General features: G+C 69.3%; 18 protein-coding genes. 5 read left to right on the top strand and 13 right to left on the bottom strand.

Annotation, left to right across the window (positions count from 1 at the left end; genetic code table 11):
* Nucleotides 1-7: 7 nt before the first annotated feature.
* A complete protein-coding gene (gene ruvB / locus HUA74_RS04790; protein WP_141643505.1) occupies nucleotides 8-1,039 on the bottom strand; it encodes a Holliday junction branch migration DNA helicase RuvB in 1,032 nt (343 codons plus the stop codon).
* Between the two features lie 261 nt (nucleotides 1,040-1,300).
* Between ruvB and HUA74_RS04785 the strand changes: the two genes are divergently transcribed.
* Nucleotides 1,301-2,380, top strand: coding sequence for a hypothetical protein (locus HUA74_RS04785; RefSeq protein ID WP_141643504.1), 1,080 nt, complete (start codon nucleotides 1,301-1,303; stop codon nucleotides 2,378-2,380).
* Between the two features lie 2 nt (nucleotides 2,381-2,382).
* Here HUA74_RS04785 and HUA74_RS04780 read toward each other — a convergent pair whose 3' ends face one another.
* The 5 genes from HUA74_RS04780 to HUA74_RS04760 all read right to left on the bottom strand — a co-directional run bounded on the left by HUA74_RS04780 (nucleotide 2,383) and on the right by HUA74_RS04760 (nucleotide 7,292).
* Entirely contained in the window at nucleotides 2,383-3,891 is a 1,509-nt protein-coding gene (locus tag HUA74_RS04780) for an ELWxxDGT repeat protein (RefSeq protein ID WP_174453555.1), read from the bottom strand.
* Nucleotides 3,892-4,168: 277 nt separating this feature from the next.
* The gene (gene ruvA, locus HUA74_RS04775; protein ID WP_141643502.1) at nucleotides 4,169-4,777 is read right to left on the bottom strand and encodes a Holliday junction branch migration protein RuvA; all 609 of its coding nucleotides are present in this window, start codon (nucleotides 4,775-4,777) and stop codon (nucleotides 4,169-4,171) included.
* Nucleotides 4,774-5,349: a crossover junction endodeoxyribonuclease RuvC gene (gene ruvC / locus HUA74_RS04770; RefSeq protein ID WP_174453554.1), complete on the bottom strand. Its 576-nt coding sequence runs from the start codon at nucleotides 5,347-5,349 to the stop codon at nucleotides 4,774-4,776. Before ruvC ends, ruvA begins: the two co-directional genes overlap by 4 nt.
* Nucleotides 5,350-5,372: 23 nt before the next feature.
* Entirely contained in the window at nucleotides 5,373-6,122 is a 750-nt protein-coding gene (locus tag HUA74_RS04765) for a YebC/PmpR family DNA-binding transcriptional regulator (protein WP_174453553.1), read from the bottom strand.
* 57 nt (nucleotides 6,123-6,179) lie between these two features.
* Complete coding sequence (locus HUA74_RS04760) at nucleotides 6,180-7,292, bottom strand: PleD family two-component system response regulator (protein ID WP_174453552.1); 1,113 nt, start codon at nucleotides 7,290-7,292, stop codon at nucleotides 6,180-6,182.
* A 105-nt stretch (nucleotides 7,293-7,397) separates the two neighbouring features.
* Between HUA74_RS04760 and HUA74_RS04755 the strand changes: the two genes are divergently transcribed.
* Nucleotides 7,398-8,111: a hypothetical protein gene (locus HUA74_RS04755; RefSeq protein ID WP_141643498.1), complete on the top strand. Its 714-nt coding sequence runs from the start codon at nucleotides 7,398-7,400 to the stop codon at nucleotides 8,109-8,111.
* Nucleotide 8,112: 1 nt separating this feature from the next.
* Here the strand turns inward: HUA74_RS04755 and HUA74_RS04750 are convergent, their stop codons facing one another.
* The 3 genes from HUA74_RS04750 to mutM form a co-directional block, all read right to left on the bottom strand.
* Nucleotides 8,113-9,486 carry a sigma-54 dependent transcriptional regulator gene (locus HUA74_RS04750; protein WP_141643497.1) on the bottom strand — a complete coding sequence of 458 codons (1,374 nt, stop codon included), beginning with the start codon at nucleotides 9,484-9,486 and terminating at the stop codon, nucleotides 8,113-8,115.
* An 8-nt stretch (nucleotides 9,487-9,494) separates the two neighbouring features.
* Nucleotides 9,495-9,737 (bottom strand): hypothetical protein, encoded by a 243-nt coding sequence (locus HUA74_RS04745; RefSeq protein WP_141643496.1) that lies wholly within the window; start codon nucleotides 9,735-9,737, stop codon nucleotides 9,495-9,497.
* A gap of 111 nt (nucleotides 9,738-9,848) precedes the next feature.
* Nucleotides 9,849-10,703 (bottom strand): bifunctional DNA-formamidopyrimidine glycosylase/DNA-(apurinic or apyrimidinic site) lyase, encoded by an 855-nt coding sequence (mutM, locus tag HUA74_RS04740; RefSeq protein ID WP_174453551.1) that lies wholly within the window; start codon nucleotides 10,701-10,703, stop codon nucleotides 9,849-9,851.
* Nucleotides 10,704-11,099: 396 nt separating this feature from the next.
* Here mutM and HUA74_RS04735 point away from each other — a divergent pair, with 396 nt between their 5' ends.
* The gene (locus tag HUA74_RS04735) at nucleotides 11,100-12,968 is read left to right on the top strand and encodes a S8 family serine peptidase (protein WP_254624887.1); all 1,869 of its coding nucleotides are present in this window, start codon (nucleotides 11,100-11,102) and stop codon (nucleotides 12,966-12,968) included.
* A 189-nt stretch (nucleotides 12,969-13,157) separates the two neighbouring features.
* Here the strand turns inward: HUA74_RS04735 and rtcA are convergent, their stop codons facing one another.
* A complete protein-coding gene (gene rtcA, locus HUA74_RS04730) occupies nucleotides 13,158-14,174 on the bottom strand; it encodes an RNA 3'-terminal phosphate cyclase (protein ID WP_174453550.1) in 1,017 nt (338 codons plus the stop codon).
* Between the two features lie 186 nt (nucleotides 14,175-14,360).
* On the bottom strand, nucleotides 14,361-15,596 hold the full coding sequence (locus tag HUA74_RS04725) for an RtcB family protein (protein ID WP_141643494.1): 1,236 nt from the start codon (nucleotides 15,594-15,596) through the stop codon (nucleotides 14,361-14,363).
* A 144-nt stretch (nucleotides 15,597-15,740) separates the two neighbouring features.
* On the opposite strand from HUA74_RS04725, the gene rtcR reads away from it, so the two are divergent.
* Together rtcR and HUA74_RS04715 are read left to right on the top strand one after the other, a co-directional pair.
* Nucleotides 15,741-17,387 carry an RNA repair transcriptional activator RtcR gene (rtcR, locus tag HUA74_RS04720; RefSeq protein WP_141643493.1) on the top strand — a complete coding sequence of 549 codons (1,647 nt, stop codon included), beginning with the start codon at nucleotides 15,741-15,743 and terminating at the stop codon, nucleotides 17,385-17,387.
* Nucleotides 17,388-17,514: 127 nt separating this feature from the next.
* Nucleotides 17,515-18,417 carry a hypothetical protein gene (locus HUA74_RS04715; RefSeq protein WP_141643492.1) on the top strand — a complete coding sequence of 301 codons (903 nt, stop codon included), beginning with the start codon at nucleotides 17,515-17,517 and terminating at the stop codon, nucleotides 18,415-18,417.
* Between the two features lie 7 nt (nucleotides 18,418-18,424).
* On the opposite strand, the gene HUA74_RS04710 is transcribed toward HUA74_RS04715, so the two are convergent.
* Together HUA74_RS04710 and HUA74_RS04705 are read right to left on the bottom strand one after the other, a co-directional pair.
* Complete coding sequence (locus HUA74_RS04710) at nucleotides 18,425-19,762, bottom strand: M24 family metallopeptidase (RefSeq protein ID WP_174453549.1); 1,338 nt, start codon at nucleotides 19,760-19,762, stop codon at nucleotides 18,425-18,427.
* Nucleotides 19,763-20,480: 718 nt separating this feature from the next.
* Entirely contained in the window at nucleotides 20,481-20,669 is a 189-nt protein-coding gene (locus HUA74_RS04705; RefSeq protein WP_174453548.1) for a hypothetical protein, read from the bottom strand.
* Nucleotides 20,670-20,686 lie beyond the last annotated feature (17 nt).

Here is a 20,686-nt window from a genome sequence, read left to right as displayed (position 1 = left end):
GCGGGTTTCAGAAGAGGCTGCCCTGGGGCGTGGGCGGTGGCTGCTTCTTGAAATACTGGTAGGTGCGGTGGGTGGCCATCCGGCCCCGGGGCGTGCGCTGCAGAAAGCCCTCCTGCATCAGGAAGGGCTCGTACACGTCCTCGATGGTATCGCGTTGTTCGCCCACGCTGGCGGCGATGGTCTCCACGCCCACAGGACCGCCGCCGAACTTGTCCAGGATGGTGAGCAGGATTTTGCGGTCCATGGAGTCCAGGCCGCTGGCGTCCACGCCGAGCCGGTCCAGGGACTTCTTCGCCAGCTCCAGCGTGATTTTCCCGTTGCCCTCCACCTCCGCGAAGTCGCGCAGCCGGCGCAGGAGCCGGTTGACGATGCGGGGCGTGCCGCGCGAGCGGGTGGCCACCTCGTGGGCGGCCTCCTTCTCCAGGGGGATGCCGAGGATGCGCGCGGAGCGGTGGAGGATGAGCTCCAGGGACGCGGCGTCGTAGTACTCCAGCCGCTCCTGAATCTGGAACCTGTCACGCAAGGGCGAGGTGAGCAGGCCCGTGCGCGTCGTCGCGCCAATGAGCGTGAAGGGCGGCAGATCAATCTTCATCGCCCGGGCGGCCGGCCCCGTGTCGATGGTGATGTCCAGCCGGAAGTCCTCCATCGCCGGGTAGAGGTACTCCTCCACCGCCGCGTTGAGCCGGTGGATTTCGTCGATGAAGAGGACGTCGCGTTCGTTCAGGTTGGTGAGCAGGCCCGCCAGGTCGCCCTTGCGCTCCAGCGCGGGACCGCTCGTCACGTGGATGCCCACGCCCAGTTCGTTGGCGATGATGTGCGCCAGCGACGTCTTGCCCAGGCCCGGAGGGCCGGAGAACAGGCAGTGGTCCAGGGCCTCGCCCCGACTGCGAGCCGCCTGCACGTACACCTTGAGCTTCTCGACGACGAGCCCCTGTCCCACGTACTCGTGGAACGAGCGCGGACGCAGGGAGGCCTCGAGCCGGACGTCCTCCGGGAGGACCTCTTCGGAGAGAGTGTCGGACTTCCTCGCCATGACCATGGGACCCTATACAGGAAGGCCGCGCGTGTCGCCCACATCCTCGGGCTGGACTCGGGGACGCCCAGCAGGCCAGGGAGCACCCACCGTCATGACCGGCTTCGACGCCACGTTCCCTGGTGCCTGGGCAGGCGTGTGGACTGGCGGACGCTCGAGTGAAACACGCCGACGTTGCCTGGCATCCCCGCCGCCGGGCCGGAGAACATGGCCCGTGCGCTCCGTTCGTCGCGCCGGTCTTCGACCTCTCGCTGTCACGGTGAATCCATGAGCCAGAGCCCCGCGTTCCGCCCCCTGCCCTTCCTCGCCGAGGCCCACTCCGAGCCCCTGCCAGGCCTGCGTCTGCAGAGGCTGCGCCGCGCGGCGCTCGAGGCCCGCGAGCGCTTCGTCCAGGAAGGTCCCGTGGCGGCGGTGGCCACCTGCGAGCTCGTCACGTTTCCCTATCCCGCGCAGTTCGCCTTCAGCGGGGCGGCGCTGTCACCCGCGCCGTACGTGATGATGACCAACCGCATGCAGGTGGTGCAGTTCGTCGACGCGAAGGGCGAGCGACGCACGCTGCTCTTCAACCCGTCCGACTACGAGCGGGGCGTGGCCGCGCCGTTCTACCACGCGCTGCGCGAGCGCTACGGCGGCTTCGTCTCCGACAAGCTCATGTCCACCCGGCACGGCACGGTGCAGAGCCACCTGGCCTCGCTGGGGCTGACGCCCGCGGACGTGGACTACCTGGCCTTCGACCATCTGCACATCCAGGACCTGCGCGGGTGGCTGGGGGGCGACGGCGTGTCGGCGTACTTCCCCCGGGCGAAGCTGCTGGTGCAGCGCGCGGAGTGGGAGATGGTGAAGGACCTGCACCCCATGCAGACGGTGTGGTTCGTCCCCGGTGGCGCCGACATCCCCGCCGAGCGCGTGGTGCTGCTCGACGGGGACACGTGGCTGGGCGTGGGCGCGGCCATCCTCAGCACGCCAGGCCACACGCGCGGCAACATGTCGCTGGCGGTGGCCACCTCGCGCGAGGTGTTCGTCGTCAGCGAGAACGGCGTGGCCACGGAGAGCTACACGCCGCTCCTGTCCGCCATCCCCGGCGTGCGCCGCTTCGCCGAGCACATGGGCTGGGAAGTGGTGCTCAACGGCAACACGCGCGAGGACTCGCTTTCGCAGTACTCGTCCATGGTGGTGGAGAAGCTCTTCGCCGGGCACTCCGCGGTGGAGGGGGCGTTCATCAACTTCCACCCCTCCTCGCTCCTGACCTCGCACCTGCTCTCGCCGGGGCTTGCCCCCACCATCGTCCTGCCCGCGCCCAACTTCGGCGACGTGCGGCCCACGCCCGCCAGCCGGCGCGCGGCCTGACGTCAGCAGCCTCGCGCGTCCGAAGCCGCCCCGGTGGCGCAGGGCCAGGCGGGACGCAGGGGCACCGCCCACAGCGCCTCGTCCGCCGGCGCCTCTCCGGCCAGGAAGAAGACCTCCGAGCCCGAGCGCACGAACGAGCGAGGGTCCGACGATGACGTCCCCGGCGCGATGTCCGTCAGCCGGCGCGTGCGCCACAACCACCCATCGCTGGACCACGCCTCGCGCCCGTGGAGGGCCGTCTTCGCGGAGAAGAACAGCCAGCCGTTCTCCGCCACCAGTTGCTCCGGCTCGCTGCCCTCCGGGCCCCACTGGAGGTCCCACACCATCCACGTCCCCAGGAGCGTGCCGTCGCTGCGCCACAGCTCGCGCCCGCGCCAGCCGTCATCCGCCGCGAAGTACAGCACGCCATCCATCACCACCAGATGCGATGGCAGCGCGCCCTTGGGCCCCGGCCAGATGTCGCGCACCAGCCGCGTGCCCGACACCGTGCCGTCGCTGCGCCACAGCTCGCCCCCGTGGAGCGTGTCGCCCTGCTCCCCGAAGTAGCCATCCGCGCCGGCCAGGAAGAACACCGAGCCATTCATCGCCGTGAGGTACGACGGGAACTCTCCGGTGAAGTCCCGCACCCGCGTCGCGGAGCCCGGCCGCTCCGACGTCACCCACAGCTCCGCGATATCCATCCCCGTGTCCCGCAGGAAGAACAGGCGCCGCTCCGACGCCGTCAGCGACAGCAGCACCCCCACCGCCGACTGGTAGAGCACGCGCGCCTGTCCATTCGCCTCCACCACCCACAGCACCGCGGCCTCGGGCGAGTACGACACCAGGGCGAGGCGCTTCCCCCACGCCGTCAGCGACACCAGCTGGAGCGAACCGGGGCCCGGGACGAACTCGTGCACCAGCCGCGTGCCTGACTCCGTGCCGTCCGTGCGCCACAGCTCCAGGCCGTGCTCGAAGTCCTCCGCGGTGAAGTAGAGCCAGTCGCCCACCCTCGTGAGCGCCCGGGGGGCCGAGCCGCGCTCGCCGGGCAGCAGGTCCTTCACCATCACCGTGCCCGCTTCCGTGCCGTCGGTGCGCCACAGCTCGGGTCCGTGCTGGCCGTCATCCGCGACGAAGAGCACCCACGGCTCCAGCGGCGTCAGGAAGCGCGGCACCGAGCCCATGGTCCCCGGACGGATGTCCTTCACCACGCCCGCGCAGCCCGAGCGCCCCGGGCTGCTCCACAGCTCGCGACCCTGCCCCACCGCCTCCGCGCTGAACAACAGCCGCCCGTCGCCCCGCGCCAGCCACTCCGGCTTGGAACCCGGCGACCCCACCGGGTCCGTCCCACAGGCCCGACGCGCCGTCACCTCCGCGTCCGCCTCCTCCGGCGCCGCATCCACCGAGGCCCGGGCCGACGCCACGCGCTCGCTTCCCGGTTCGTCACTCGACTCGAAGGCCGGACCACACCCCACCCCGCCCAGACTTCCGACGAGAACGGACACGAGCACCGGGACGCCACGCCATGCCTTCATGTGAGCAACTCCTTGTCCTGGGTGGGGCACTCGCCTCCACCGCTGTGGCTGGAAAGTGTCACCGTCGATGAAACTGGCTACCCACTGCGGGTAGGAGGCAGCCCAGGCTGTCCGGCATCCTGCGACAGGCGTCGACCCTTGCCGCCGAGCCGACACAGGGCCCGTCGGACCCTGGACCGTTTCGATTTCTCAGAGGAAAGAAGCTTGTGCGGGCTGGTCAGGGAGGTCCGGATTTGGCCACCCGACTACACCCGCGACGGCGGACGTCCAGAAGACGTCAGGCGCCTGCCCTGAGGGACTTGAGGGCCTCGCGGAAGAGGACCTGGAAGGACGCGTCGGCACCCAGCCTGCTGGTGGCCAGCTCCGCGGCCTTTTCCGCCTGCGGGGGCTTGTAGCCAAGGTTGAGCAGGGCGGAGACAAGGTCGGATTGAGGCCCGCTCACCGGAATGGGCGCAGTCCCCCGGGAGACTGCCTCCAGGTGGACGTTCTTCATCTTGTCCTTCAGCTCCAGCACCAGTCGCTCGGCGGTCTTCTTTCCCACGCCGTGGATCTTCGCCAGGCGCGCCACCTCGCCGCGAGACAGGGCCGCCACCAGCTCCGGCACCTCCATGCCGGACAGCACGCCCAGCGCCATGCGCGGCCCCACGCGGGAGACGCCGTTGAGCAGCAGGAAGAGCTCTTCCTCCGCCCGGGTCAGGAAGCCGAACAGGTCGAAGGCGTCCTCGCGCACCACGGTGCGCACGCGCACGTCCACCGTCTGGCCCTCCGGCGGAAGCTTCCCCAGAGCCAACGTGGAGAAGTTCACCAGGTAGCCCACGCCCTGCACGTCGATGACGGCGCCCTCGGCATCCTTCTCCAGCACCACGCCACGCAGCCGAGCGATCATCCCGCCTCCGGGCGCCGATAGGACGGCGCCAGTCTGTCCGCGAGCAGCGCCGCGGCGCCCTTGCGCTTCTTGCCAGCCGTGCTCGCCGTGGGAACGGCGGCGCGACCATGGTTGAGGTGACACAGCGCCACGGCCAGGGCGTCGCTCGCGTCCGCGCGCCCCAGGTCCTTGGCTTCCAGTTGCAGGAACGTCCGCACCATCCGCGCCACCGCGTCCTTGCCGTCCGCGCCGCCGGCGCCCACCGACTTCTTCACCTTCGCGGGCGCGTACTCGAAGACGGGCAGCGACACCTGGGCCGCCGCCAGCAGCGCCACGCCGCGCGCGTGCCCCAGCACCAACGCGCTCCGGGCATTGCGGAAGGTGAACAGGCCCTCCACCGCCACCGCCTCCGGACGGAAGATCGCGAGCTGCGCGCTCAGCGCGGCATGCAGCTCCTTCAGGCGAAAGGCCAGGGGCGCTGATTCATCCACCTTGATGACGCCGTGGCCCACATGCACCAGTCGGCCTCGCTTCTCTTCCACCACCCCGTAGCCCATGAAGCGGCTGCCAGGGTCTACTCCGAGAACGCGCACCGTTCGCTCCGTTCGCCCTGCCGCTACTGCGACAGGGACTCCATCAGGGACTCGTCGATCTCGAAGTTCGCGTGGACGTTCTGCACGTCATCGTTGTCCTCGAGCGCGTCCATCAGCTTGAGCATCTTCTTCGCATTATCGCCGTCGAGCTGGACGGTATTCTGCGGCAGGTACGCCCACTTCTGCTCGCCCACCGGCAGGCCCCCGGACTCCAGGCCCGTGGCCACCGTATGCAGGTCCACTGGCGCGGTGCGAACTTCAAAGCCGTCCGCGCCCTGGGGCACGACGTCCTCGGCGCCCGCCTCCAGCGCCTTCTCCAGCACCGCGTCCTCCTCGGGGCCGGGCTTGACGGTGACGATTCCCTTCTTCTGGAACATCCAGGCCACCGCGCCCTCGGCGCCCAGGTTGCCGCCGTGGTGACCGAACGTCGAGCGCACGTCGGCCGAGGTGCGGTTGCGGTTGTCGGTGACGCACTCGACGAGGACGGCCACGCCGCCGGGGCCGTAACCCTCGTACATCACCTCTTCGTAGCGCTCCCCTTCCAGCTCGCCGGTGCCCTTCTTGATGGCACGCTCGACGGTGTCCTTGGGGATGTTGGCTTCACGGGCCAGGCCCAGCGCCACACGCAGACGCGGATTGCCAGTGGGGTCTCCTCCCCCGAGTCGCGCGGAGACGGTGATCTCCTTCACGACCTTCGAGTAGAGCTTGCCCTTGGTCGCGCCCATCGCGGCCTTCTGGCGCTTGATCTTCGACCACCGATTGTGACCGGACATGGAAGGTGTCGCCTCTGGGCGGCCTTGTCTCCCAGCCCGGGGCGCGGAGTCAAACCCTCAGTCCGCATCTCCTCGCGACACCCCGGGCACCGGGTCCACCGAGGGCACAGGCTCGAAGAAGCCAGGCACTCCCGAGCCTCCGCGCGCCCGCTCCCGCTCCTCGATGAAACACGCAGGCACCAGCACGCCCAGCGCGAACAGGCGCGTGGATGCCTCGTACGCCACCGCCTCCGGGTAGAGGCACTCCAGCAGCACGGCGCGCACCGTGCGTCGCCCATCGAACAGACGCACCACCTCGCCCACGTCCTCGGGCAGCGCGGGCAGCTCCTCCGCCAGCCGCGCGAAGTCCACCGTCAGCCGCGAGGCCAGCGGCAGGCCGCGCGCCCTCAGCGCCTCGAAGCGCTCCAGCGCCGGCAACACCGCCTCGCACAGGTGCGCGCGGTCCATGGTGAACGAGCCCTTGTGTAATTCGGGCCCCAGCGCCACCGCGTACGCGCCGCTGGCGAAACCCAGCAGCCGGCGAAACGCGAGGCTGCCGCGCTCGCCATGAAACATGGCGTCCACCACCAGGCCATGGCGGAAGGAGAACCAGCCCTCGCCCTCCGCGAGGACGAGCCGCCCGGAGCGCACGCCCGCCAGCAGCGCCCGTGTCACCCTCGGCAGGGCCAGCCTCGCGGTATGTGACTCGAACGTCGCCGCGCCCGTCGCATACCCCGACTTGAGCCGCGCGAGCGACACCACGTCCTCCACGTCCAACGGGCGCGTCAGGTAGTCGTCCGCGCCCACGCCACCGGCCAGGTCTCGGTGGAAGTCCTCCTCGCGCCGCGCCAGCAACAACACCGGCAGGTGCGCGGTGCGCACGTCCGCGCGAATCTGTCCGCACAGACTGAAGCCGTCGCCATCCGGCAGCTCCACGTCCGCGATGACCAGCCTCGGCAAGGGGCCCTCTGGAGCCAGCGCATCCAGCGCAGCCTGCGCCCCACCCACCAGCAGCGCCTCGAAGCCCGCCTCCACCAGCGCCGCCGCCAGCGCCGACTGCGCGCCCGCGTCCGAGTCCACCAGCAGCACCCGCGCCCGACTCCGCCCCCCTCGACGACGCGCGCCAACCTCCGACGGCACCGACGCCGTCGGGTCATTGCGCGCGGAGAGCTGTGTAAGCGCGGTAGTCATGGATACCGAATTATTCCAGCGAAGCTTGATAGATTGGCAACCTGGACACAAGTCCTCGGAATCGTTGAGTTTCGGTAACAAACAGGTCGCGGTAGGGTGCGCGGCATGACGCGCTCAGTCTCTTCCTGGCTCCTGGTGTCCGCGCTGTTGCTGACCTCCGCTTCCGCCGCCCAGCAGGCGACGGCCGCGCAACCCGGAGAGGAGGGGCGCGTCACCGTCGAGCAGGCGCCCGTCTCGTCCGAGGAGGATCCGCTCGGGGCCGTGATTGCGCCGGTGACGCTGCCGGCCGGGACGACGGCGCTGTACGGCTACGCGGGTGCGCCGGAGATTGGCGTGGGGTTTCGCCAGGGCATCTCCAGCTTCGAGCTGGAGGCGCGAGCGCGGCTCAACTGGTTCCAGCTGTCCGCCGCGCTGGAGCTGGTGGGGCGGCTGAAGGTGCTGGAGCGGGGCTCGGTGTCGCTGGCGCCGACGCTGGGGTTGGGCGTGGTGTTCAACTCCGGCTCCACGTACATGGACGACCAGAACTTCTCGGGCGTGATGCTGCGACTGTCTCCGGGGCTCATCGCCGGCTGGCGGGTGGCCGAGACAGTGACAATCCTGGGGCTGGTGGACCTGCCCCTGGACATCGGCATCTCGAAGTCGAAGTCGCTGCGCTTCCAGGCGCTGGGCGGTGGCGGCGTCGAGGTGTACCTGGGCAACAACGTGTCCGTGCTGCTCGCGGGGCAGTTGGGCACGGAGACCTTCCAGGAGCGCGCGGGCCTCTCCGACACGAGGCTGGGCTGGGCACTGAAGGCGGGCCTGGGCGCACGCCTCTTCTGACTCACGTCAGCCCGAAGCGCTCCAGCTTCTTGAGCAGGCCCTGTCGCGACAATCCCAGGGCCTCCGCGGAGTGCGTGCGGTTGCCACCGAAGCGTTTCAGCGCGTCCTCGATTTCGCGGCGCTCCAGCGCCTCCACCTTGGCGGCCAGCGTGGTGGCGCCCGGGGTGCTCGCGCGAGGACGCTCGCTGCCGGTGAAGGACAGGTCCTCGGGCTGAAGCTCGCGGCGCTCTCCGGCCAACACCGTCGCGCGCTGCATCTCGTGACGAAGCTCGCGCAGGTTGCCCGGCCAACCGTGCGCGGCGAGCGACTCCGCGGCGGCATCCGACAGCAACCTCGCCCGGCCATCCGGACACAGGTGCGCGCACTGGTTGAGGAAGTGCTTGGCCAGGAGCGGCAGGTCCGAGGCGCGCTCGCGCAGCGGCGGCAGGCGGAGCTCCACGCCCTTGACGCGCCAGTAGAGGTCCTCGCGAAAGGCGCCCTCCTGGAGCATGCGTCCCAGGTCTCGATGAGTCGCCGAGATGAGGCGCACGTCCACGTGCACGGGCAGGTCCGCGCCCACCGGCAGGATGTCTCCTGTCTCCAGCGCGCGCAGCACCTTCACCTGGAGCGACGGCGTCATGTCCCCCAGCTCGTCCAGGAACAGGGTGCCTCCGTCCGCCTCCGCGAAGAGACCCCGATGATCTCGCGTCGCACCGGTGAAGCTGCCCTTCACGTGGCCGAAGAGCGCGCTCTCCAGCAAGGTCTCCGGCAGCGCGCCGCAGTTGACGGGGATGAAGGGGCCCGCATGGCGCCGACTCTTCTGGTGCACCATGCGCGCGAGCAGCTCCTTGCCGGTGCCATTCTCACCGGTGACGAGCACGGGCAAGTCACTGGCGGCCACGCGCTCGGCCAGGGAGAGGGCGGCGAGGAACGAAGCGCTCTGCCCCACCATGGCCGCGTCGCCCGCGGCCCGCTCCAGGGACGTGCGCAGCGCCTCCACCTGGCGCTCCAGCGCCACACGGGCCAGCGCGCGCTGCACGACGACGAGCAGCACGTCCGGGTCCACGGGCTTGGTGAGGAAGTCGTACGCGCCCAGGCGAATCGCCTCCAGCGAGTGGCGCGTATCGCCCACCCCGGACACGACGATGACCTTGGTGCCCGGCCGAGCGTCGAGCAACGCCGCCAGTCCCGCCAGGCCCGAGGAGACGCTGCCATCCGGAGGCAGCATCAAGTCGAGCAGGACGAGGGGAAAGGGCCTCGCGTCGAAGGCGGCGCGGGCGGAGGGACGGTCCGCCGCCTCCACCACCTCATAGCCCGCGTCGCGCAGCAGGCTGCCGTAGACCTTGCGAAAGGCGGCGTCGTCGTCGACGAGCAACAGCGGAGGGGCGGAAGCCATGTGTGGACTCAGTCCGGAAGAGGGGCCTGTCGCGGTGTGCCCAGAATCTCCAGGGTACGCAGCGCCACCTGGATGAGCGTCTGGGCGCACGGCTCACAGCCGCCGCCACAGCACCGGGGCCAGCGGCCCTCGGGGTTGCGCAGCAGAGGGCGCACACAGGACTGGTAGTAGCTGGGCAGGCCCAGCTCCTCACTGGCGCGGGCCAGCGCGGAGTCGAGCGGCGACGGTGTGGACTCGGTGACGTCGGACACACCTGCTTCATAACAGCGGAGCGGCGGTCAGCGCAGCGGGGGGCGGCTGGACGGCCCACCCCTCCTGTTCCGAAAGAAAAGCAGAGGCGATGGCCGCCACCAGGAAGGCGCTCACAGCAACACCCCTTGCGTCGGGACCGAGGGTGCCCCTGACTCGGGTTGACACCGGACGCACCAGTGCGTGTTCCGGCCGCCGACCCGAACATGGGTAATCGGCGTGCCGCAGCGGGGACACGGCGCGCCGGTGCGCTCGAAGACATTGCGCCGGTGCTTCGCCTGTCCCTTCACGCCGAACAAATCCCGCTGCGTGCCCCGGAGCGACAGCCCCTCTTCGAGCACCACGCGCATGGCACGATGCAACCGCATCACTTCGTCACGAGTGAGGGATGCCGCCAGGCGACGCGGATCCAACCCCGCCTTCCACAGGCTCTCGTCCGCGTCCCGATTCCCCAGCCCCGCGACGACACGCTGATTGAGCAGCACCGTCTTGAGCGGGCTTCTGCGACGTGACAACCGACGCGCCAGGTGGTCCGAGGTGAAGTCGTCGTCGAGCACCTCCGGCCCCAGCTCCTCGAGCTTCAGGCGCGAGGTCAGCTCGGCGGTGCGGGCCACCGCCACACGCGCATACCCCAGCGTGTCCGTGAGCCAGAGCGCCTCCTCCCCATCGAGTGTCATGACGACCAGACTCTCGGGTGGCGACTCACTTCCCACGGGCCGCAGCGACAACGTGCCCCAGAGCATGAAGTGCAACGCGAGCGTCTGTCCGTCGTCCAGCGACAGCAGGATGAACTTCGCCCGACGACGCGCACCGGTGATGCACCGACCCCGCAGCGCGGCGATGAACTCCGGCGGCGACGGGAAACGAACCGCCTCCGGGACGAGCACTTCGACATCAGTGATTCGGCGCCCCACGACTGCCTGTCGCAAGTCCCGGGCGATGATTTCGACTTCGGGAACCTCGGCCATCTCGTGTTGATGCCTCCGCGCATCCGCTGTCGCGCGGCCAAGGCTCCGAGCCAGCCAGGACCGCTTCATTCCCGCATGCCCGGCAGGGCTTCAGGCGAGCGCGTCCCCTGGGCGCAAGCGCTCACTCACCACCCCAGGAGGCTGGGAAATGCGAGCCACGCGACACCGAGGATGTGTCTCATTTCACGACTGACGCGTCAGTGTTCACCACGAGCCCCAGGAATGACGCGTCCATTCGAGATGACGCACGTCGCGCCAGGCGTGAGCCCGCGCCAAGCGCTCACAATCCCTTGCACACGAAACCGCGCACCGCATGGCCCGGGACTTGGAATGCGGAGTCTCCGCGCGAGCGCGGCTCGGCTCGCGTCAACCCGCACCCCATTGGATTGACTCGCCATGCTGCTCTCGTTTCGACAGGCATCCTCGCGTCTCATGCTGGGGGCCATGTTGGTCACCGGCACCCAGTTCCACGACTGTGACCCATCGCCGCCCACCCATCCACCGCCCCCCATCGTCCGTCCCGCCAACGCCATCGCGGGCCAATACCTCTTCTTCTTCGACCCAACCCTGGTGACACCCGACCAGGTCCAAACCGTGGCGCAATACCTGACGCAACGCTTCGGTGGCACCATCCTCGCCTACTTCGATGCGGGCTCACTCGGCTTCTCGGCCAACGGATTGACCGACGCCTCCGCCACCGTCATCGCCAGCGACCTGCGCGTCATCGCGCTCGGCCAGGATGGCTATGTCGACGTGGAGGCCGTGCAGACCAATGCGCCCTGGGGCCTGGACCGGCTCGACTCCCATCCCCTGGCGTTGGACCAGCGCTACGAGCAGACCACCACCGGCCAGGGCGTGCACGTGTACGTCCTCGACACCGGCATCCGAGCGTCACACGCGGACTTCGGAGGCCGTGTCAGTGGAGGCATGACGGCCATCGCGGATGGGAACGGTACCAATGACTGCCAGGGCCACGGCACCCATGTGGCGGGCACCATTGGCGGCGCGACGTGGGGCGTCGCCAAGAATAGCCGGCTGCACCCGGTGCGGGTGCTGGCCTGTGACGGCCGAGGCAGCTACAGCGGCATCATCAACGGCATCAACTGGGTGACCAAGAACCACCAGAAGCCGGCGGTGGCGAACATGAGCCTCGGCGGTGGCGCCTACTCCCTGCTGGACGACGCCGTTCGGGCCTCCATCAACGCGGGCATCACGTATGTCCTCGCGGCCGGCAACAGCGATGCGGATGCCTGTCAGTCGAGTCCAGCCCGCACGCCAGAGGCCCTCACGGTGGCGGCCTCCGACATCCAGGACCGGCGCGCCACGTTCTCCAACTGGGGTGCCTGCGTGGACCTCTTCGCGCCCGGCGTGGGCATCCGCTCCACGAGCAACACGTCCGACACCGGAACGCGAGACCTCAGCGGCACCTCCATGGCGTCGCCCCATGTCGCGGGCGTGGCCGCGCTCTATCTGGAGAAGAACCCCACCGCGACTCCCGCGCAGGTGTCGCAGGCCGTGCTGAATGGAGGCACGGCGAACGTCATCCAGGACGTGAAGGGCTCGCCCAACAAGATGCTGTATTCGCTCATCGTCCCGCCCGATTCGGAATACGTGGTCATCCCGGCGCCGCCGCAGACGACGCCCAAGCAGGTCGCCGTGGGCGCGTCGAACATCGTCTGGCTGCTGGACACCACGGGGCGACACTGGAAGTGGGATGGCGCGACGTGGGTCAATCAGAGCTGCTGCGTCACCGAACTGGCCGCCGCGGCCGATGGTGAACTGTGGGCCACCAACCCTCCGGACGGCATGCGGGTGTTGCGCTGGGACGGAACGCGGTGGACCTTCAACATCCCGGCTGGGATGAAGCAGGTCACCATCGCCAATGCGAACACGGTGTGGGGCCTGGGCAATGACAACACCCTGTACCAATACACCGGCTCCGCCTGGTCCCCGAAGCGCTGCTGCGTGGAGCGCATCTCCGTCGGCACCGATGGCGAGCTGTGGGCCACCAACCCTCCGGATGGCCTGCGCGTGCTGCGCTGGAACGGCACCGAGTGGACGTTCAACATCCCGCCCGGGATGAACTACGTCTCCGTCGGCAGCGCGTCCGTCATCTGGGCCCTGAACCCCGCGGGCAATGTCTTCCAGTGGAGCGGCTCCGCCTGGACGCCCAGGACCGGCACCTTGAAACAAATCTCGGCGGCCTCGGACGGCACCGTCTGGGGCATCTCGAGTCAGAACGAAATCGTCCGCCGACGCCCCTGACGCATCGGGCCCCCGGGTGAGTCACCGACACCCGGGGTGCCCTTCCCCACGAGTCCGCGTGGGCGGCCTTCACCGGCATGGAGTTTCTCTTCCAGAGCCGGGAGCACTGCCACGGCGTCGGCATCACTCACGTGACACGCGCGTCCTCCAGGTGCGGCCGGAACCTGGAGGATGCCCTCGACAGGGGGCTCAGCCGCGCACCACCACCTCGCGCACCTCGCGGGACACCTCGCGCACGTCCACCTTCACGTCGAGGAAGTGCGCCATCGTCTCCAACTGAGTCACCGAGTGCCCATCCAGCGGCAGCGTGCGGAACTCCCCACCCCGCGCCAGCGCGAACAGCAGGAGCAGCTGGTCGCACAGGTGCTCGCCCACCGGGACATCCGCGTTCAAGTAGCGCTTCACCTCTCCAGCCGCTTCCTCCGCCACGACCTCCGCGCGCTTGCCTCGCTCGCCGAAGGCCGTGAAGACCTCGGTGACGTGCTCGCTCTCCACCTCCACCACCAGCGCGTTGCCCGGGCCCGTGGTGCGCTTGAGTTCCTCCACCCGCAGCTCGTCCGGACGCCACTTGAGCAGTGCCCCCGCCGTCTCCATCTCCCGCTTCGCCACGTCGAAGGGAATCATCGCCACCACCGCCTTCGCGTCACGGCGCAGCACCCGCCCCCGCTCCAGCAGCGAGAGGGGCTTCATGGGCGCCGGCCGCACGTCCACGTGGAACTTCCCGCCACCCGCCGGGAAGAAACCGGGACGCTCCAGCGTCGCCGTGACGGTCGGCCCCAGCTTGCGCAGAATCGGCAGGTACGCCCGGGCGAGGAAGTCGAACGGCGGCGCCGCCGGGTTGTGCGTCCCGCCCTCCAGCCTCAACGTGGACGGCTCCGTCGCGGCCAGCAGCGCGGGCAGCACTGTCTGCAGCACCAGCGTCGCGCTGCCCGCCGTGCCCACCGCGAAGTGGTAGTTGCCCGCGGCCAGCGCGCGCGGACGGAACGTCAGCTCCTTCGAGCCCAGCTCCGCGCCGGACACCTCCGCCGCGCCCACCGCCTCCGCGGCCTTCACACCCGTCAGGTGCTGGCGCAACAGGCCCGGCTTCGCGCGGCCCGCGCGGATGTTCGTCATCGTGAAAGGCGTCCCCGTCACCAGCGACAACGCCAGCGACGTGCGCAGCACCTGGCCGCCGCCCTCTCCCCTTGAACCATCGATGCGCAGCATGTGTCTCGTCTCCTGCTTTTCCCACGCCTCACGGCCCCACCCGGGCATTCTGACACCCTTCCCAAAATAGCGGCGCCCGCTCCCCCACCACTGGCGGCCTTTCGGCCTCTTGGGGGGAACGGGCGCCTCGGTGTCGTCATCCCGGCATGGCCACCTCGCGTGTTGGGGGTTGTCGTGGTCCTTCGGCTACCCCTTCACACAGACGACCTGCTTGAGCGTGTGGACCACTTCAACCAGGTCCGACTGCGCCGCCATCACCGCATCGATGGGCTTGTACGCCGCCGGCGTCTCGTCAATCACGTCCACGTCCTTGCGGCACTCCACGCCCGCCGTCGCCTTCGCGTGGTCCTCCAGCGTGAAGCGCTTCTTCGCCGCCTCACGCGACATCACCCGGCCCGCGCCGTGGCTGCAGGAATGGAAGCTGTCCGCGTTTCCCTTCCCTCGGACGATGTACGAACGCGCCCCCATGCTGCCGGGGATGATGCCGAGGTCACCCTCGCGCGCCCGCACCGCGCCCTTGCGCGTCACGAAGCAGTTCTTCCCGTAGTGGTGCTCACGCGCCACGTAGTTGTGGTGGCAGTTCACCGCCGACTCGGACAGCGAGAACGGAGGCAGCTCACCGCTCAACTGCAGGGCATCCACCGCGCCTCGCAGCATCAGCTCGCGGTTCATCGCCGCGTAGTCCTGCGCCCAGCTCACCGCGAAGACGTAGTCATCGAAGTGCTCCGTACCCTCCGGCAGGTACGCCAGGTCCGCGTCGGGGAGGTTGATATGCCAGCGGCGCATGTCCTCCTTCGCCAGCTCGATGAAGTAGCTGCCGATGCGGTTACCCACGCCACGCGAACCGGAGTGCAACATCAGCCACACGCCATCCGACTCGTCCAGGCACAGCTCGATGAAGTGGTTACCCGTCCCGAGCGTACCGAGGTGCGCCAGGTCCGGCCCACGGCCGATGCGAGGGTGCTTGGCGACGACGCGGTCATACCCCTCCATCAACCGCGACCACACCTGCTGATGCGAAGCCGGAGCCACGCGCCACGCGCCGACGTCGTTACGGCCACCGTTATCCGAGCGGCCATGCGGCACCGCGCGCTCGATGGCCGAGCGAACCCCACGCAGCGAGTCCGGGAGCTGGTCCGCGCGCAGCGTGGTGCGCACGGCGATCATCCCGCAGCCGATATCCACACCCACCGCCGCCGGAACCACCGCGCCCACCGTGGGGACGACGCTACCGACCGTCGCGCCGTAGCCGCGGTGCACGTCCGGCATCACCGCCACCCACTTGTGGATGAAGGGCAGGCCGCGCAGGTTCCGGAGCTGCTTCTTGGCCTCGTCCTCGAACGGCACTCCCATCGTCCACGACTTGATGGGGCGACCCGCCTCGTCCGACAGCACCTCGTAGCTCACCTTGTTGCGCTCCATGGCCTTCACCTTTCGGTCGTTCGCCCGGGCTCTGTTTCCCGGGCACGGAGGGACGTAGAGCAGCCGGCGTGCCAACCCTTTCTCCGAGGGAAGCGCCCCGAGGGGGCTGGCCATCCATATCCCTTGGGATAAAGTCCTATTCGAATGGCGAAGACACGGGCGAAGCAGACGGTGGTCCTGGGGATGCTCGGGACGACGCTGGACACGGGGCAGGGCCCCGGGCGGTGGACGAAGTGGCGGCCCACGGTGGCGCTGTGCCAGCAGGACGACCTCGTCGTTCACCGGCTGGAGCTGCTGCATCCGCCTGGAGCGGCGGCGCTCGCGGGCACGCTGGTGGGCGACATCCGCCAGGTGTCTCCGGAGACGTCCGTGCGCGCCACGCCGCTGGACATCAAGAACCCGTGGGACTTGGAGGAGACCTACGGCGCGCTGCTCGACTACGTGCGCGCCTACCCCTTCAACCCGGAGGAGGAGGACTATCTCGTCCACATCACCACGGGCACGCACATCGCGCAGATCTGCATGTTCCTCCTGGTGGAGAGCCGGCTCATCCCCGGCCGACTGGTGCAGCTGTCACCGGCCGGGCGGGACAGGACGGGCACGGGCGCGGGCACGCACACGCTCATCGACCTGGACCTGTCGCGCTACGACACGCTGGCCACGCGCTTCCAGCAAGAGCAACGCGAGGGCCTGTCCTTCCTCAAGGCCGGCATCGACACGCGCAACGCCGCCTTCAACCGCATCATCGAGCGAATCGAGCAGGTGGCCACCCAGTCGCGAGCGCCACTGCTCATCACCGGCCCCACGGGCGCGGGCAAATCCCAGCTGGCCCGGCGCGTCTACACGCTCAAGAAGACTCGCGGCACCGTCAGCGGGCCGTTCGTGGACCTCAACTGCGCCACCCTGCGCGGTGACGGCGCCATGTCCGCGCTCTTCGGCCACGTGAAGGGCTCCTTCACCGGAGCGCTCCAGGACCGGCCCGGTTTGCTGAGACAGGCCCACGGCGGCGTGCTCTTCCTCGACGAGATTGGCGAGCTGGGCGCGGACGAGCAGGCCATGCTGCTGCGCGCGCTGGAGGACAAGCGGTTCCTGCCCGTGGGCTCGGACCGGGAAGTGGAGAGCGACTTCCAGCTCATCGCCGGGACCAACCGGGACCTACAGGGGGACGTCGAGCAGGGGCGCTTCCGGGAGGACCTGCTCGCGCGCATCAACCTGTGGACCTTCCGGCTGCCCGCCCTGCGCGAGCGTCCGGAGGACATCCCGCCCAACCTCCTCTACGAGCTGGACAAGGCGTCGGAGGCGATGGGCGCGCGCATCACTTTCAACAAGGAAGCCCAGGAGCGCTTCCTGCGCTTCGCCACCTCGCCCGATGCCCGGTGGTCCGGCAACTTCCGCGACCTCAACGCCGCCGTGCTGCGCATGGCCACGCTCGCTCCCGGAGGCCGCATCACCCGCGACGTGGTCGACGAGGAGCTGGAGCGACTGCGCGCGCAGTGGCGCACGGGAGGCTCGCGCCCCGGGCCTTTGCAGCCCGTGGGCTCCGCAGACCGTGTCGCCGAGGTGCTGGGTGAAGCGCTGGCCCAGGAGCTGGACAGGTTCGACCGCGTGCAGCTCGCGGACGTGCTGGGGGTCTGCCAGGGCGTGCGCTCGCTGTCCGAAGCCGGGCGCGTGCTGTTCTCCCAATCCCGCGCGAGGAAGGCGAGCGTCAATGACGCGGACCGCCTCAAGAAGTACCTCGCGCGCTTCGGCCTCACCTGGGCCGACGTCAGCGGGGCGGCGGGCCCGGACTGATGAAGCCGAGGGCGGCGCGGAAAAAAGCACGCCCATGCGTCAAGGGTGGTGACGCTCGGCGTCTTCATCGGTGTTCCACGAAGAAGGGGGGCCGTGAGCCGGACGGGCCTTCGACGGGACCACCGCCATGCCTACGCCTCACCGCACCCTCGTGCTTCACCGCTGGAGCGCCGCGTGGCTCGTCGCCACCGCCCTGCTCCTGACCGGGATGCGCGCCGGGGCGCAGGTGCGCGAGCCCGACAACTTCCTCGCCACCTCCGTCACCTTCTCCTCCGCGCCCCGACTGCGGCACGTCTCCACGCGCCACGTCTCGCCCACCCTCGCCGCCGGCTTCCGTGTCTCCGAACACGGTCAGCTCCGGCTCGACTGGGGGCTGCCCTACACCGCGCTGAAACCCGAGGGTGGAGTGGAGGGCACCACGAGCCACGTTGGCTCGTCCAACCTGCTCGTGGGCCTGCACCATGTCCGCACGTTCGCGGATGACAGCCTGTTCGTCCGCATTGGCGCGGGCGTCGCCCTGCCCCTGGCCCGCCATGAGGACGCCGACATCATCGGCTCCCGGAGGGTCGAGACGGAGGGCGTCAACTACGCCACCGCCGCCGCCGTGCGGGGGCTGGCGGACCCGTGGCTGTGGGCGCTCGACACCACGTCCGTGGTGCTGCCCATGGCCGTGGGCGTGGACCTGCCCGGCTTCCAGGCCCGCGCCGACGTGGCGCTTGGCATGCTCATGCCCGTGTCCCGCTCCGCGCGCGACACCCACTTCGTCGCGCAGGCCAGCGTCGAGGCCTCGCTCGGACTTGGAATGCTCGAGCCTGGCGTGCGCGCCCAGGTCGTCTCGCCCCACCTCACCGAGGCGACGTGGGACGGAGAGGACTCCCAGCTCTCCCTGGAGCCCTTCGTCCGCGTGCGGCTCGGCCCCGCGTTCGCTCGGGCCGGCGTGCGTATCGATTTGGGCGCTCCCGAGTCGAGCCCCGCGCCCAGCGCCTCACGCATGTGGGCACTGGGGATGGGGTTGGGCGTGGCGTTCTGAAGCCCCTCTACTTGATGAGGTAGAAGGCTTCCTGGCGCGGCACGAAGAACTTCCAGCCCTCGTGCGTGAGGTAGGCCGGGTCTTCCTCCATCACCGCCACCTTCTGTCCGTCCCACTCCGGCACCGGGGTGGCCGTGTTCAGCTCGATGGCGATGTATGAGCCTTCTCGCAACGGCTTCGGTGTGTCCTTGCGCGTCGACGAGCGGAAGTCGATGGAGGCCCCCAGCGCGTGGCCGTGGTTGCCCAGGGGATGGCTGTACACCTGCGCCTCGATGCCACGCGCCGTCATCGCCGCCATCGTCTCGTCATACACTTCCGCGGACGAGCGGCCCGGCCGGGAGGCCTGCACCATCAACACGTCCTGGAGCGCGTTCGTGTTCGCCAGCGCGTTCTTCAGGCCCTCGGGCGCGTCCGTCTCACCGTCGCGCAGCACATAGGCCATCTTCTGCCAGTCGGTGTGCAGCCCCAGGTAGCTGATGCCGAAGTCCACGTGGATGAGGTCGCCGCGCTCGATGACCAGGTCCTCCTTCGCCACCGCGAGGAAGCCTCGGGACTTAGCGGGGATGCCACCCTTGCGCTGCACGCGCATGTCCGGCTGGAACCACGTGCCCACGCCCAGCGCGCCCAGCCTGTCGTAGAGCCATCGGCGCACGTCCCCCACCGTCGTCTTCCCCGGCACGATGACCTTCGAGGAGAAGGCCTCCTTCACGATGGCGTCCGTCAACTCCACCATCCCCTTGTAGGGCTCCCACTCCTCGGGCAGCCGCGTGTCCAGGTACTCCTCGATGAGCGGCGCCGCGCTCACGAAGCGCGCCTCCGCCTCCGCGCCGAAAGCGTCCAGGAGGTAGGCATAGCCATCCTTCGTCAGACTGCGCGTCACGCCCCGCTTGCCGCCGATGCCCAGCGCAATCGCCTTGGGTTGGTAGCGCGAGTCCAGCGACTTCAAGGCCTCGGGGGCGGACTGTCCCTCCTCGGGTGCCTCGAAGAACTTGAGGATGGACTCCTCCGCGTAGCCCGTCAGCGCCACGCGCTTCAGGCCCTCCGCTCCCGCGTCCACGAAGACGAAGATGTCCCGGTTGCCCGCGTACGGACGCGGCGGTGCCACGAACTGCGTCAGCGGATCATCGTTGAACTCCTCGTTGACGATGATCCACATGCCCACGCCGTGCCGCCGCATCATCTCCAGCAGCAGGCCATGGCGCTTGTCCAGCCAGTCCTCCCGCAGCGCGATCTGCTGGGACAGGGACAACAGCTGGGGCGTTTCAGCTTTCTGTGCCGCGCACCGAGAGCCGGTACAGGCGGCCAAGAACAAGAGCGGCAAGGCCGCCCACTTCAGCAGGGTCATGGGGGACTCCGAGTCGAGCTGGAGTCACACCCTAGCTCCCGTCCCCCCAACGCCGAAGTCCCCCACCCCCGGAGCCCTTGGAGACTCCGGAGGCGGAGGACCTGGGGCGCGTCCTGCCACCTGCTCCCTCGTCCGCCGCATCTGGCCCTCTTCGGATGACGCCCCCCACGACCCACTTGGTCCTGCGCGTCGTCTCCCCCACCACTACGACGCCATCCGATTGAGGTGGATGGTCGTCCCCCGACGCCATCCGCCAGCATGATGCGTTTCCCCGAACCCTCGCGCCGTGAATCTCAATAACTGGCGATCTGGAAATCCAGGTCGTCACCCAGGAGGAGCTCGGTCCGCGCCTCCTCCTGGTCCTGCTCATCCCCCCCAAAAACGCTCCCCCCCGCCCGACCCGCCTCCCACTCGCCCCCGTCCGCCAACGCCCCCCAGGTCCCCCCACCCGCTCCACGCCCATCCTCCGGTGCCCACATCCCATGGGTGTCACCATGGCCCCGCGCGTCACCTCGGAACATCACTCCCCCCTGTCGCGATGCAGTCGAAGCAGCCGTACTCCCCCGTCGCCGCCCTCTTCCTTCTGAAATACGTTCCGAGCCTTTTTCCTTGAGCGTCCTTGTTCAAAAAAAATCGGGGCGCCTCCCCCCGGAAACGCCCCGAAAAACAAGCAACTCTCCAGTAATTCAGGAGAGTCATGAAACGGCTGTTACGTGTTTCAGCGCTCGTCGTTGGCGGCCGGCTCGTCCGCCGGAGGAGGCGGGGGCAACGAGAGCCTGGCGGAGAAAACGGGCGTCGCCTCCTCCCCGGTCGGCGCGCGAAGGCCCCGATCCTTCTCCGGCGGTGGATCCGGAATCTCCTGGGCAACGAGGCCCGCGCTGGTCTTCCCCGAATTTGAATTCAGCATGTGAGAATCCCCCCCTG

Source organism: Myxococcus sp. CA051A (genome assembly GCF_013336705.1).
Lineage (GTDB): Bacteria > Myxococcota > Myxococcia > Myxococcales > Myxococcaceae > Myxococcus > Myxococcus llanfairpwllgwyngyllgogerychwyrndrobwllllantysiliogogogochensis.
This window is presented reverse-complemented; position numbering and strand designations above follow the sequence as displayed.

What these genes read in the sequence shown, in the direction of transcription:
- HUA74_RS04710 (WP_174453549.1), bottom strand. Translation starts at nt 19,762, where the DNA reads ATGACCCTGCTGAAGTGGGCGGCCTTGCCGCTCTTGTTCTTGGCCGCC.
- HUA74_RS04765 (WP_174453553.1), bottom strand. Translation starts at nt 6,122, where the DNA reads ATGTCCGGTCACAATCGGTGGTCGAAGATCAAGCGCCAGAAGGCCGCG.
- HUA74_RS04725 (WP_141643494.1), bottom strand. Translation starts at nt 15,596, where the DNA reads ATGGAGCGCAACAAGGTGAGCTACGAGGTGCTGTCGGACGAGGCGGGT.
- HUA74_RS04785 (WP_141643504.1), top strand. Translation starts at nt 1,301, where the DNA reads ATGAGCCAGAGCCCCGCGTTCCGCCCCCTGCCCTTCCTCGCCGAGGCC.
- HUA74_RS04750 (WP_141643497.1), bottom strand. Translation starts at nt 9,486, where the DNA reads ATGGCTTCCGCCCCTCCGCTGTTGCTCGTCGACGACGACGCCGCCTTT.
- ruvA (WP_141643502.1), bottom strand. Translation starts at nt 4,777, where the DNA reads ATGATCGCTCGGCTGCGTGGCGTGGTGCTGGAGAAGGATGCCGAGGGC.
- HUA74_RS04715 (WP_141643492.1), top strand. Translation starts at nt 17,515, where the DNA reads ATGCCTACGCCTCACCGCACCCTCGTGCTTCACCGCTGGAGCGCCGCG.
- rtcR (WP_141643493.1), top strand. Translation starts at nt 15,741, where the DNA reads ATGGCGAAGACACGGGCGAAGCAGACGGTGGTCCTGGGGATGCTCGGG.
- HUA74_RS04755 (WP_141643498.1), top strand. Translation starts at nt 7,398, where the DNA reads ATGACGCGCTCAGTCTCTTCCTGGCTCCTGGTGTCCGCGCTGTTGCTG.
- HUA74_RS04760 (WP_174453552.1), bottom strand. Translation starts at nt 7,292, where the DNA reads ATGACTACCGCGCTTACACAGCTCTCCGCGCGCAATGACCCGACGGCG.
- rtcA (WP_174453550.1), bottom strand. Translation starts at nt 14,174, where the DNA reads ATGCTGCGCATCGATGGTTCAAGGGGAGAGGGCGGCGGCCAGGTGCTG.
- HUA74_RS04705 (WP_174453548.1), bottom strand. Translation starts at nt 20,669, where the DNA reads ATGCTGAATTCAAATTCGGGGAAGACCAGCGCGGGCCTCGTTGCCCAG.
- ruvB (WP_141643505.1), bottom strand. Translation starts at nt 1,039, where the DNA reads ATGGTCATGGCGAGGAAGTCCGACACTCTCTCCGAAGAGGTCCTCCCG.
- HUA74_RS04735 (WP_254624887.1), top strand. Translation starts at nt 11,100, where the DNA reads ATGCTGCTCTCGTTTCGACAGGCATCCTCGCGTCTCATGCTGGGGGCC.
- mutM (WP_174453551.1), bottom strand. Translation starts at nt 10,703, where the DNA reads ATGGCCGAGGTTCCCGAAGTCGAAATCATCGCCCGGGACTTGCGACAG.
- HUA74_RS04780 (WP_174453555.1), bottom strand. Translation starts at nt 3,891, where the DNA reads ATGAAGGCATGGCGTGGCGTCCCGGTGCTCGTGTCCGTTCTCGTCGGA.